Source organism: Diaphorobacter ruginosibacter (assembly GCF_014395975.1).
GTDB lineage: Bacteria > Pseudomonadota > Gammaproteobacteria > Burkholderiales > Burkholderiaceae_C > Diaphorobacter_A > Diaphorobacter_A ruginosibacter.
On the sequence record NZ_CP060714.1, the window covers coordinates 1,441,124 to 1,453,128 of the forward strand.

General features: G+C 65.2%; 10 protein-coding genes. 3 read left to right on the plus strand and 7 right to left on the minus strand.

Annotated features, from left to right (window positions below; all coding sequences use genetic code 11):
• Nucleotides 1-12 precede the first annotated feature (12 nt).
• The 7 genes from hmgA to H9K76_RS06625 form a co-directional block, all read right to left on the minus strand.
• Complete coding sequence (hmgA, locus tag H9K76_RS06595) at nucleotides 13-1,329, minus strand: homogentisate 1,2-dioxygenase (RefSeq protein ID WP_187598943.1); 1,317 nt, start codon at nucleotides 1,327-1,329, stop codon at nucleotides 13-15.
• Between the two features lie 105 nt (nucleotides 1,330-1,434).
• A complete protein-coding gene (locus H9K76_RS06600; RefSeq protein WP_246475347.1) occupies nucleotides 1,435-1,653 on the minus strand; it encodes a DUF2783 domain-containing protein in 219 nt (72 codons plus the stop codon).
• 12 nt (nucleotides 1,654-1,665) lie between these two features.
• Nucleotides 1,666-3,411, minus strand: a complete 1,746-nt coding sequence (locus H9K76_RS06605; protein WP_187598945.1) for an FAD-dependent oxidoreductase — start codon at nucleotides 3,409-3,411, stop codon at nucleotides 1,666-1,668.
• A gap of 62 nt (nucleotides 3,412-3,473) precedes the next feature.
• On the minus strand, nucleotides 3,474-4,433 hold the full coding sequence (locus H9K76_RS06610) for an MBL fold metallo-hydrolase (RefSeq protein ID WP_425489695.1): 960 nt from the start codon (nucleotides 4,431-4,433) through the stop codon (nucleotides 3,474-3,476).
• Nucleotides 4,433-5,407: a tripartite tricarboxylate transporter substrate binding protein gene (locus H9K76_RS06615; RefSeq protein ID WP_187598948.1), complete on the minus strand. Its 975-nt coding sequence runs from the start codon at nucleotides 5,405-5,407 to the stop codon at nucleotides 4,433-4,435. The genes H9K76_RS06610 and H9K76_RS06615 overlap by 1 nt, the downstream gene beginning before the upstream one ends.
• 76 nt (nucleotides 5,408-5,483) lie before the next feature.
• Nucleotides 5,484-6,434 carry a PDR/VanB family oxidoreductase gene (locus H9K76_RS06620; RefSeq protein ID WP_187598950.1) on the minus strand — a complete coding sequence of 317 codons (951 nt, stop codon included), beginning with the start codon at nucleotides 6,432-6,434 and terminating at the stop codon, nucleotides 5,484-5,486.
• Between the two features lie 4 nt (nucleotides 6,435-6,438).
• Entirely contained in the window at nucleotides 6,439-7,530 is a 1,092-nt protein-coding gene (locus H9K76_RS06625; RefSeq protein WP_187598952.1) for an aromatic ring-hydroxylating dioxygenase subunit alpha, read from the minus strand.
• A 117-nt stretch (nucleotides 7,531-7,647) separates the two neighbouring features.
• On the opposite strand from H9K76_RS06625, the gene H9K76_RS06630 reads away from it, so the two are divergent.
• From H9K76_RS06630 to H9K76_RS06640, 3 genes are all read left to right on the plus strand, one after another.
• Nucleotides 7,648-8,565: a LysR family transcriptional regulator gene (locus H9K76_RS06630; protein WP_246475348.1), complete on the plus strand. Its 918-nt coding sequence runs from the start codon at nucleotides 7,648-7,650 to the stop codon at nucleotides 8,563-8,565.
• 50 nt (nucleotides 8,566-8,615) lie between these two features.
• A complete protein-coding gene (locus H9K76_RS06635; protein WP_187598956.1) occupies nucleotides 8,616-9,542 on the plus strand; it encodes a polysaccharide deacetylase family protein in 927 nt (308 codons plus the stop codon).
• Between the two features lie 183 nt (nucleotides 9,543-9,725).
• The gene (locus H9K76_RS06640; protein ID WP_187598957.1) at nucleotides 9,726-11,999 is read left to right on the plus strand and encodes a TonB-dependent hemoglobin/transferrin/lactoferrin family receptor; all 2,274 of its coding nucleotides are present in this window, start codon (nucleotides 9,726-9,728) and stop codon (nucleotides 11,997-11,999) included.
• Nucleotides 12,000-12,005 lie beyond the last annotated feature (6 nt).

A 12,005-nucleotide genomic window follows, 5' to 3' on the forward strand; every position in this document is an offset into this window, starting at 1 on the left:
TGATGGATTCGTTCAGTTTGCAGGCTTGGCAAACTGGTCCTTCAGCCCGGCCCAGCAGTCGGCGTAGTCCTGGTCGAGCGGGGCCTGCTGCATCGCATAGGCGGTAGGAATGAAGCGATAGCGGCTCTCGAACATGAAGGCCAGCGTGTTGTCGAGTTTTTGCGGAGCCAGGGGTGCGTTGCTCGCCTTGGTGAAGGCCTCCTCGTCGGGTCCGTGCGGCACCATGCAGTTGTGCAGGCTGGCACCGCCGGGCTTGAAACCGCCGGGCTTGGCGTCGTACTCGCCGTGGACCAGGCCCATGAACTCACTCATCAGGTTGCGGTGATACCACGGCGGGCGGAAGGTGTCCTCCATTACCAGCCAGCGCGGCGGGAAGATCACGAAGTCGCAGTTGGCCGTGCCGGGGGTATCGCTGGGCGAGGTGAGCACGGTGAAGATGGAGGGATCCGGATGATCGAAGCTGATCGAGCCGATGACCATGAAGTTCACCGTGTCGTATTTCACGGGGGTGAGGTTGCCATGCCAGGCGACCACGTTGAATGGCGAGCTCCTCGTGGGTGCGCGCCAGAAGCGGCCACCGAACTTCTTGATCAGCTCATGGGGCGTGCCGGGCTCGTCGAAGGCCGCGACCGGCGCCAGGAAGTCCCGTGCGTTGGCCAGGCCGTTCGAGCCGATCGGGCCGAGTTCGGGCAACCGGAAGTGCGCACCATAGTTCTCGCAGACATAGCCGCGCGAGGGGCCGTCCGGCAGGTCCACCTTGAACACGACGCCGCGCGGCAGCAGGGCGATCTCGCCCGGCTTCACCTCGAGCACGCCCATCTCGCTGGTGATGCGAAGGCGGCCTTGCTGCGGCACGATGAGCATTTCCCCATCGGCATTCACGAAGGCCCGCCGACCCATGGATTCGGTTGCAAGGTACATGAGCGAGCCCATGCCGGCCTGCGCCTCGGCATCGCCGTTGGCGGCAATGGTGCGCATGCCGTCGATGAAGTCCTGGTGCACGCCGGGCTCGAAGCCGATGGGGTTCCAGCGCAATGGCTCGGGAGCGATCGCTGCGCTGCGATCGCCTCCCGTCGTCCACAGCGCATGGGCGTAGGCATGGTAGCGGCCGGCCACCACGGAGGGCTGGCGGCGGTACATCCACGTCCGGCGGTTCTCATGGCGCGGCGCCGTGAAGGCCGAGCCCGAGATGAGCTCGGGATACAGGTCGAATGGCGCGCGCTGCGGGCTGTTGCGGCCTTGGGGCAGGGCGCCCGCGACGGCCTCGGTGGCGTGCTCGTTGCCGAATCCGCTCAGGTATTGCAGGGATGATGTCTGCTGGGTAGACATGGTGCGGAGTCCTTGTCGTTGTTTCTCGTTAGGAGGAATGGCGATGCCCGACGATGCCACAGTCCGGTGACGCTGCGGGGGCAGAGCCCACGGGCCGTGGCCGTATCAGGACCGGCGCGCGGCTTCCAGCGCCTGCCTGAGCACCGGCAGGCTGCCGACATGATTGGCCAGCAGCAGCACGAGGCGGGCGTTCAGCGCATGGCTTTGCTCGGTGCTCAGGCCCTGGTGGGAATCGATCAGCGCCTCGTAGAAATCGTCGGGGGCGTCCAGATGGGGCTCGATTATCAGCGCAGGCGCGGCGTCGGTCGGCATGTTGGCTTGCATGATGCTGTCTCCTCAGGCCACGGCGCCTGTGTGAATCGATGGATGGATGCTCGCCTGGGAGGCTCCGGTGGCTGTCTGGCCGGGCCGGCACATCGCACGGGCATGGGCGGCGCGCAGCTTGTCCGCGCTTGCGGCGCGCCAGCGCGCGGCCACATGCTGGTCGGGGCGGATCAGGTAGGTCGTACCCTCGCGCGCGTCGTAGCGGCGCACCGCCAGGGCATGGGCTTCATCGATGGGGATGCGCACGACATCCACCGGCAGCCCGGTCTCGGCCACGGCCTGTGCGCTCGATTCCGCGAGGGGCCCATTGCCGAACACCAGCGCGGTGAAGTGCGTGGCGCCGAGCTGCCGCATCAGCCAGGACCTGGAGCCCGGCGGGCCCGCCTGTGCACGGACTGGTGCATCGGCCGCGACGGCACCGGGCCGCAGAGGGCCGCCGAAGCTCTCCGCGTCGGCCGTGTTGAGCACGGAGTCATGCAGCACGGCGGGAACGGACAGCCGGCCGCTGTTGACCATCCTGCGTGCGAACGGATATTCGCGCGCCAGTTGCAGCACCGCGTCGCGGAACAATCGGCTGATCTCGCTCTTGGGCGTGATGAAGTCGGTGGCCCGCGTGGAGTTCAGGATGTTTTCGTCTGCCGCCATTTCGCGTTCCCGCGCATAGCTGTCGAGCAATGCATCGCCGGCCTCGCCGCGCAGCACGGCGGCCAGCTTCCAGGCCAGGTTCTCCGCGTCCTGCAGGCCCGAGTTGGCGCCCCGTGCGCCGAAGGGCGATACGCCGTGGGCCGAGTCGCCCGCGAACAGCACGCGGCCATGGCGAAAGGCATCCATGCGCTGGCATGCGAAGGTGTAGACGCTGGCCCATTCGAGCGTGAACTGCGCGCCCTTGAACGGCGATGCATCCAGCATCGCGCGCACGCGCGGAATGATGTTCTCGGGCCTCTTTTCCACGTCGGGGTCGGCATCCCAGCCGAGCTGGAAGTCGATGCGCCATACGCCATCCGGTTGCATGTGCAGCAGAACGCTCTGGTTGCGGTGGAATTCCGGGTCGAACCAGAACCAGCGCTCGGCAGGGTAGTCCACTTCCATCTTCACGTCCGCGATCAGGAAGCGGTCGCGGAACACGCGGCCCTTGCTTTCCTGGCCGAGCAGCTGGCGCAGCATGGAGCGCGAACCGTCGCAGGCGGCCACCCAGTCGCCCACCAGCTGGTAGCTGCAGTCCGGCGTTTCCACGGTGAGCTCGGCATGGTCCGCGTGCTGCACGATGCCGCTCACCCTGTTGTTCCAGCGGATGTCGATCAGCGGCAGCGCGGCGGCGCGCTCGGCCAGGAAGCCTTCCACGTAGTACTGCTGCAGGTTCACGAAGGCGGGGCGCTCATGGCCGCTTTCGGGAAGCAGGTCGAACTCATAGACCTGCTGGTCCTGCAGGAACACGCGCCCCAGCTTCCACGAGACGCCCTTGGCGGCCATGCGGTCGCCGCAGCCCAGGCGGTCGAAGATCTCGAGGGAGCGCTTGGAAAAGCAGATGGCGCGCGAACCGGTGGAGAGCTTGTTGTCGTTGTCCAGCAGCACCACGGGAATGTTCTGCTGGGCCAGGTCGATGGCAAGCGCCAGGCCCACCGGGCCCGCGCCCACCACGATCACCGGATGCCGGGCGGGCGTGGCCGCACGTTGATCGGCGTGTGGCACATAGTCGAACGTGAGCTTCTGGAAGTCGCGCTCCGCCTGTACCGGGCCGGCTGGATCGTTGAGTTTCATCGCATGTCTCCTTGGATCCTCGAGGATCCTTTATGGGTTCCTTGAAATGCCGGGTGGCGAGATCACTGGTCTTCCAGCGACTTCCACATTTCCACATCGCGTTCGGCGGTCCAGATGCGCGGATCGGTGTACCTGGTGACCTCGTCGTAGCAGCGCGTCACGTCAAAGGGCATGCAGTGGTCGAAGATCACCCAGTGGCCGTACTTGGGCTTGAGTGCCGCATAGGTGGACTTGTAGACGGCATTCAGGTCCTTGCCTTCGGCCACGCCTTTCTTCACGTTGGCCAGAACGTCGGAGATGAACTCGCGCGTTTCGGTGAGGCCCGCCTTGACGGCCTCGGGGGTGGTGAGCGCGGCACCGCGGCCCGGCACCAGGACTTTCGGGTTCAGTGCCTCGATGTTTTCGAGCGTCCGGGGCCAGTCACTGAAATACGCGTCGCCGGCATAGGGCGTTGCACCGAACTCCACCAGGTCGCCCGAGAGCAGGGCCTTCTCGCCGGGCAGCCAGACCACGGTGTCGCCCTTGGTATGGCCACGGCCGAGCTGCAGCAGTTGCACTTCGAGCTTGCCCAGCCACAGCGTCATCTTGCCGGTGAAGGTCATCGTGGGCCAGGTCATGCCGGGCGGCACGGTCTCCACGTTGCTGAACAGGCGCGGGAAGCGGCCGATCTCGCTGGCCTTGTCCTGCTCGCCGCGCTCGACGATCAGGTCGTAGGTGTCCTGGCTGGCCAGGATCTGCTGTGCGCCATAGGCGCTCGCACCCAGCACGCGCACCGCGTGGTAGTGGGTGAGCACCACATACTTGATGGGCTTGTCGGTCACTTCGCGGATGCGCCGGATCACGTCGGCCGCCATGGCGGGTGTGGCCTGCGTGTCGGCCACGAGCACGGCGTCGTCGCCGATGATGATGCCGGTGTTGGGGTCGCCTTCGGCGGTGTAGGCCCACGCGTGCTCGGAGATCTGGCTGAAGGTGACTTGCTTCTCTTCCACGTCGGCGTGGCTGGCAAAGGTACGTGTGTTCATCATTGGGCCTCTATTTCTAGTTCGCGAATGCGCTTGGTGATCACGTCGAACTCCGTTCTGTACGACGCGGCGAATTGTTCTGGTGTGGTGTTCATGACCTCGAATCCCTTGGTCACGAACTGCTGGCTGACTTCCGTTCTTGCGATGATGGCATTCACCTCCTTGCTCAGCTTGTCGACGATGGCCTGAGGAGTCCTGGCGGGAGCCAGCAGGCCGATCCAGACGTTGGTGTCGTAGATCGGGTCCTTGAACCCCAGCTCACGCATGGTGGGCACCTGCGGCAGCGTTGTCGAGCGCTGCGGGCCGAGTACCGCCAACGGTATCACTTTGCCGGAGGGTACGTGCTGCAGTGCGCTGGCGACGGAGGACAGTCCCACGTCGACGGTGCCCGACAGCAGATCGGAAACCACGGGTCCCTCGCCGCGCTGCGGCACATGGACCATGTGGCCCTTGAGGCTGCGGTTCAGGCTCTCACCCGCGAGATGGCCCAGGCCGCCGATGCCCCAGGAGCCATAGCTCATCTTCACGTCGCCCTTCTCTGCCTTGGCCTTGAGATCGGCCAGGCTCCTGATCCCGGTGCCGGGATGCGTGGAGATCAACGCCGGGCTGCGGACCACCTGGCTGATGAAGGTGAAATCCTTCTGGGGATCGTAGGCCAGCTTCTTGTACAGCGCGGTGTTGTTGATCTGCGAATCGGTGATGGTCATCAGCAGCGTGTAGCCGTCGGCCTTGGCGCGGCTGACCTCCGCAGCGCCGATCGCACCGGCGGCCCCGGCCTTGTTGTCGATCACGAAGGGTTGGCCGAGCGCCTTGGACAGGCGGTCGCCCACGGTGCGGGCGATGAAGTCCGTTGCGCCGCCGGCAGCATAGGGAACCACGATGCGCACCGGGCGACTGGGGTAGGCCGCATCCTGTGCGGAGGCGGTGCCTGCCAGCAGCAATGCTGCGCAGGCGATCAGGGTGTGTTTGAACATGGGGCTTGTCTCCGTTTTTCTATGAATCGCTGCAAAGGCTCTGGTGGCCGCAGTGGACTGCGGGGAGCGTGGTAGATCAGAGATCGACCACGATGCGTTCTCCGCGTGCGCGGGAGACGCACGGCAGGATGCATTGGTGCGCCTCGCGTTCCTCGTCGGACAGCACGTAGTCGCGATGGTCTGCCTCGCCCTCGAGCAAAGGCAGCTCGCAGCTGCGGCACATGCCCTCGCGGCACGAGAACGGGAGGGATTCGCCGCAGGCCTCCAGCGCTTCGAGCATGCTCTGGTCGGGGGCCACGGTGATGATCTTTCCGCTGCGGTGCAGCAACACCTCGAAGCCGCCTGCGGGCGCTGCGGGATCGGCGTTCTCGGGCGGTGCGAATCGCTCGAAGTGCGTGGCCGATTGGGCCAGGCCCACGCTGGCCGCCGCATCGCCCACGGCGTTCATCAGGCCCTCGGGGCCGCAGCAGTAGACATGTGTGCCTGCCCCTGTTTCGCCGATGAAGCCCCGCAGGTCGGGCGGTGTTCCGCCGGATTCCTGGTCCACATGCAGCACCACCCGGCTGCCGTGTGCTGCGAGGGTCCAGCCATAGGCGGCGCGCGAGCGGGTGCGCACGCAGTAAAGCAACTTCCATGGCCGGTCGTTGGCAATGCACCAGCGCACCATGCTGAGGATGGGCGTGATGCCGATGCCGCCCGCGATGAAGACATGTTCCGTGGCGGTGGTGTCGATACCGAACAGCGCGCGTGGCTCGCTCACCTCGAGCTCGTCGCCCACGGCAAGCCTCTGGTGTACATAGGCCGATCCACCGCGGGAGGCCGCGGCGAGGCCCACCCCGATCACGTAGCGGTCGCGCTCCGAAGAGCAGTTGCTGAGCGAGTACTGGCGGCAGATGCTGCCGGGCAGGTGCAGGTCGATGTGCGCGCCGGCGGTGAACGGAGGCAGCGTGCCGCCGTCCTTGCTGCGCAATTCCAGGCCGAGAACATCCTGCGCCTCGTGCGTGAGGCGTGCAACGACGAGTTTCATGGCATCAGCCTCTCGTGGCGAGGCGGGCCGATGCGGCCCCTTGCACGGAGGCGGCTTCCTTTGCCAGCGCGTCCTCGGCGGCTTCTTCCGCAAGGCGCTTGTTGACGGCCCAGCGGAACTGGTTGAGCGCGGCGTCGATGCCGAAGGCCACCATCTTGAAGTCGGGCGCCAGGGACAGGCTGCGCTGCTGCGCGGTGATGATGTCGCGATCCTCGTCGAAGGCGGCCACCACGGCCTCGTGGATGGAGCGCGTGACGTCGGGCTTGTCGATCGAGAAGTTGTGCGGGTGCGCAAAGAAGTAGTGCGTCGAGTTCTCGGTCTCCGGCGTGATGGCCTGACAGCCACGGAACTCGATGGCGCCGTCGCGATTGCCCTGCTCGGCGCCTTGGCCGGTGGGGGCCATGCCGGAATCCATCAGCAGAATGGAGGGCAGGGTGAAGTTGTAGATATTCCAGCGGTCCACCTTGCCGCCCCATTCCTTCACTGCCGCCGCGAACGGCGGAGCGTCGATGCCGATGGCCCAACGGGTGATGCGCACGCCATCGTCGATGCGATCCACCTTGGGCTGCGTGGCCGCGTAGTCCGCGCCGCCGCCCAGCGTCGTGGGATGCACGAAGGGCAGGTGCGAGAAATCGAGCAGGTTGTCGCAGATAAGCAGGTAGTTCACGTCGTAGTGGATGTAGCCATCGAGACTGCGCCAGTCGGGATGGTCCAGCCATTGCGTGTCGGGGATCAGGCTCTCGTCGGCCTTGTCCGGATCGCCCATCCACACCCAGATCCAGCGGTGGCGCTGCACCACGGGGTAAGTCTTGACCTTGGCCTGGATCGGGATGCGTTTTTGCGCGGGGGCCTCGATGCATTGGCCTGCGGCGTCGAACTTCAGGCCGTGGTACATGCAGCGCACGCAATCGCCCTCGCGGCGGCCCACGGACAGGGGCGCGCCCCGGTGGCAGCAGCGGTCCTCGAGGGCAACGATCTCGCCATCGGCCTTGCGGTACATCAGCACCGGCACGCCGATGATCGTGCGGGTGAACATGCCTTCCCGGGTCACTTCGTGATCCCAGGCCGCCACATACCAGGTGTTTTTGATGAACATGGGGCTGTCTCCTTTGTGTCGATCGCCGCATCTTTTTGACGGCGTGAACAAAGTCTAGATTGGTGAAATCCATGTGGCAATTGCATATACAACATTCCTAGAATGAATGCCATGCATATGGATCAATTGGATTTGAATCTGCTGATGGTGTTTGATGCCATTTATCAAGAAGGCAGCGTCACCAAGGCAGCGCACAAACTCGGCCTGACGCAGAGCGCGATGAGCCATTCGCTGAATCGCCTGCGTGCCTATTTCGACGATCCCCTGTTCGTGAAGATCGGCCCGCGCATGGAGCCCACCAGCAAGGCCGCGGGAATGTGCGAGGCGGTCACCGACGTGGTCTCGACGGTGCGCAACCGGATCGTGATGAGCGCAGGCTTCAACCCCGCGAAGGCGCGCCGTGTGTTCACCCTGAACGTGACGGACATGGGTGAGCTCGTGTTTCTTCCGGCCCTGCTGGCGCGTTTCAAGAAAATCGCGCCGGAGTGTTCGCTGCGCACCCTTCAGGCGCCCATCGAGCAGATCGACGGGCTGCTGGCCTCGGGCGAGATCGACCTGGCGCTTGGTTCGATCCGTGCCGCGCCCGAGGGGCTGTACCAGCAGCGGCTGTTTCCGAGCACTTTCGTCATCATGGCCAGCACGCGCAACAAGGAACTGGGTGACACGCTGAGCCGCGAACAGTTCGAATCCATGCAGCACATCGTGGTGTCCCTCACAGGGCGCACGAGCGAGAGCTATGACAAGGTGCTCGAGGAGCAGGGGCTGCATCGCCGCATTGCCGTGGTCACGCCGCACTTCCTGATGGTGCCGCTGCTGATCGACCGGCATCCGGACCTGCTTGCCACCGTGCCCCGCGAGCTGGCCGAGGTGTTCGGGCGTTTCGGCGTGGTGCGCCATTTCGAGCCGCCGCTGCCGGTGCCGCCGTTCCAGCTCAGCCAGTACTGGCATGCACGCTTTCACAGCGACCCGGCCATCGTCTGGCTGCGCGAACTGGTCAAGGACACCTTCAAGAGCTATCCCGATGTGGCTGTTTGATCCCACTGCCGGCCGGGCTGGAGCGTCCCGCAGCGGCTACGATCCGGGTCATGACCGGAATCTTCAAAGCACTCTGCGGACTGCTGTTCGCCCTGACCTGTTCTTTCAGTTTTTCGCAGACGATCAGCCTGACCTTCGATGACGGGCTCGACCCCGACAGGCAGCGCGATGCCGCCGCATGGAACCGCGAGATCCTTGCGGGCCTGAAGGAGGCGGACGTCAAGGCGATGGTCTTCCCGGCGCTGGTTCGCATTGGCGGCGAGGCGGGTCTCGACCTGATCCGGGAATGGGCCGCACAAGGGCATGCGGTGGGCAATCACACGGCGGGCCATCGCAGCCTCGCGTCGCCCCAGGTGTCCCTCGAAGACTTCATCTCGGATGTCGGGAAAGCGGATGCCGCGCTGAGCCGGTTGCCTCGCTGGAAACCCATGTTGCGCTTTCCCTACCTGAAGGAAGGCGATACGGCGGCCAAGCGCGATGGGATGAGGGCCTGGATGCAAGCCCACGGCTACCGCACCGCAGCGGTATCCATCGATGCGAGCGACTGGTACTACAACCAGGTGTTCTCGGCACTTGCAGAGCGCGGGGCGACGCAGAAGGCCCGGCAGGTCGAGGATGCCTACATCGACCACCTGCTGGATCGTGCCGCCTACTACGACCGGCTTGCAAGGCAGGTGCTCGGATACAGCCCGCCCCACGTCATGCTTCTGCACACCAGCCGCATCAATGCAGCGGCAGTGCCCATGATCATCCGGGCCTTCCGCGCCAGGGGGTGGACATTCGTCTCTCCCCTCGAGGCGTTCGAGGACCCGGTCTATTCCAAGCAGCCGGATACGCTGCCCGCGGGTGAGAGCATCATCTGGGCCAGCGCCAAGGCCAGGGGCGTGCAGGGGCTGCGCTACCCCGCGGAGGACTCGGTCTACGAGGAACCGGGGCTCAAGGCCCGGGGGCTGTTGCCGCAAGGCATGGAGAAATAGGGGCTGCGAGCGACGGGGCAGACGCCTGTCCGGCACGATGTAAAGATGATTTAAATGAGAACTATTCGTATATACTTGATGCTTGTCAGCCAGCAAATGAATCCAAGGTAGTAACGGTTTAGCGTTACAGGCCCGCCTCACGAGCCAGCTCTCTTACTCCACAGAATTTGAGGGGCTCCGGGCATGGCGTGCGCCATCACTTTTCATTCCTGCGCGAAATGCGCGCTTCATCCGCTGGCATGGGCATGTGCCGTTCTGTGCTGCGGCATGTCTTCTTCTGCGTGGGCCGACGAGTCGGCTGGCAGCGCGGAATCCCGGCTCGTGGCCGCGGCGCCGGGTGCTCAACCGGAAGGGCGGCGGGCCGCTCCGGCGCTCAAGGAAGTGGTCATCAGCGCAACGCGCGACGAGCAGGATGCCGACACGCTTCCCATGTCGGTCGATGTGATCCATGCGCGCCAGATGGAAGAGGCGCAGATCACCGACATTCGCCAGCTTGTCGAGGACATTCCCAACGTGACCGTGCCTCGTTCGCCTGCGCGCTTCACGCTCGCCAACGGCTCGACGGGGCGTGACCAGAACAGCGGCTTCAATATCCGGGGGCTGGATGGCAACCGGGTGCTGATGATGGTCGATGGCGTGCGCCTGCCACGCAGCTACGCGTTCTCGGCCAATGCGTTCGGGCGTGACTATCTGGACCTGGGCCTGATCGAGCGCGTCGAGATCCTGCGCGGATCGACTCCCGCGCTGTATGGGTCCGACGGCATGGGCGGCCTCGTGAACTTCATCACCGTGCAGCCGGATGATCTGCTCAAGGACGGCAAGTCATTCGGTGGCCGCGTGAGTGCCGGCTACGACGGCTCGGACAACGGCAAGCGCGTGGGCGCGACGCTGGCCGGGCGCATCAACCCGGAATGGAGCTGGCTGCTGTCCGCCGGCCTGGGCCGTTCGCAGGCGCTTGAGAACCGGGGCGAGAACGACATCGCAGGGGCCAACCGCACCACGCCCAATCCCGAGAGCGGCAAGAGCCAGTCGCTGCTGGGCCGCCTGGTCTACACGCCCTCGGCCGTGCAGCGGCATGTATTCACTCTGGAGCAGGTGAACAAGAGCGCGGACTACAACCTGCTGTCCGCCCGCAGCAGCACCGTGACGGATTCGCGCTCCAGCACCGACATGGACCGTTGGCGCGCCACATGGCAGGGGCGCTGGCAGCAGCTGGATACGGCGGTCGCCGACGAGCTGCAACTGATGGCGAGCTACCAGAAATCCGATTCGCGCGAATGGGTGAATGAGGTGCGTACCGCGCCGCTGGCCTATCGCGAGCGCGACGTGACCTACGACGAGCAGTCGCTGCAACTGCATGCGCAGGCGAGCAAGCTGCTGCGCCTGGGCGCATCGGCCGATGGCAAGTTCACCTACGGCCTCGACTACCAGCGCAACAAGGTGACCAACGAGCAGAACGGGATCACGCCGCCTGCGGGCGAGAGCTTCCCGCTCAAGCGCTTCCCCGACACCACGGAAACCTCGACCGCGCTGTTCGCGCAGGCCGACCTGCATTTCGGCGCATGGAGCATCACGCCGGGCCTGCGTGCCGAGCACTACAAGCTCGACGCGAGCCAGAACGGTTTCGCACCCAAGGTCGCCAACAACTCGGATTCGGCCGTCAGCCCCAAGCTGGGCGTGCTGTTCCAGGCGAGCGAGCAGTGGAGCGTCTACGGCAACTATGCGGCAGGCTTCCGTGCACCGAATGCGGGTCAGGTGAATGCCTTCTTCGAGAACCCGAATGCGTACTACCGCAGCATTCCCAACCCGGACCTCAAGCCGGAAAAGAGCAAGACCTTCGAGATTGGCGTGCGCGGCCGCGTGGACGGATTCAAGTTCGATGCCGCGGCCTTCACGGGGCGCTTCACCGACTTCATCCAGGACCAGGTGCTGGTCTCGGGCCAATACGGCAACCCGGCCAACTGGGCGACGTTCCAGTCGATCAACATCGATCGCGTGCGCATCAGCGGCTTCGAGGTCAAGGGCGAGTACGACTGGGGCCGCTTCGCCGGGGGCCGCTTCATCACCAACGCGGCCTACGGCTACACCGATGGCAAGGAGACCAACACCAACAAGCCGCTGGACACGATCTCGCCGCAGCAACTGGTGCTGGGCGTGCGCTACGAGCGCAAGGAGGTGGGGGTACGGCTGTCTGCCTCGCACTGGTGGGGCAAGAAGGCCGGCGACGTGTCGAACGGCAACGCAGCGTGGCTCAGCCCGGCGTCGACCGTGCTCGACCTGAGCGGGCAGTGGCGGATCCAGCCCGACCTGCGCCTGAACCTCGGCATCTACAACCTCACCGACAAGAAGTACTGGCGCTGGGCCGACGTGCGCAACCTGACCGCTGACACCAAGGTGGCCGATGCGTTCAGCCAGCCGGGCCGCCATGTGCGCATCTCGCTGGTCAAGGACTTCTGAGGCCGT